Genomic DNA, 344 nt, shown 5'->3' with positions numbered 1-344 from the left:
GCTCGCCCCCGAGGAGGACCGGGAGCTGCTGCGGTACGGGCTGGGCGTCACCAACCTGGTCGACCGGCCGACCCGCACCGCCGCCGAGCTGAGCCGGGGACGAGCTGCGCGCCGCTGGCCGAGCTGGTGGCGCGGTGCCGGCCTCGGGTGCTGGCCGTGCTGGGGGTCACCGCCTACCGGGCCGGCTTCGAGCGTCCGCGGGCCGTGCTCGGGGCCCAGCCGGAGTCGATCGGAAGAGCCCTCACCTGGGTGCTGCCGAACCCGAGCGGGCTGAACGCCCACGTGCAGCTGCCCGACCTGGCACGGAGCTACGGGGAGCTGCGTCGCGCCTGACCGGCCGGGGG

At 77.0% G+C, this 344-nt stretch carries 1 protein-coding gene; it reads left to right on the top strand.

The genetic code is table 11. The features are described from left to right. The first annotated feature begins 147 nt into the window (after positions 1-147). Positions 148-333 carry a uracil-DNA glycosylase family protein gene (locus A6V29_RS20800; RefSeq protein WP_170977784.1) on the top strand — a complete coding sequence of 62 codons (186 nt, stop codon included), beginning with the start codon at positions 148-150 and terminating at the stop codon, positions 331-333. Positions 334-344 lie beyond the last annotated feature (11 nt).

Source organism: Blastococcus sp. CCUG 61487 (genome assembly GCF_005222955.1).
Lineage (GTDB): Bacteria > Actinomycetota > Actinomycetes > Mycobacteriales > Geodermatophilaceae > Blastococcus.
Note: the sequence above shows the minus strand (reverse complement) of the source record. Positions and strands in the feature narration are given on the sequence as shown.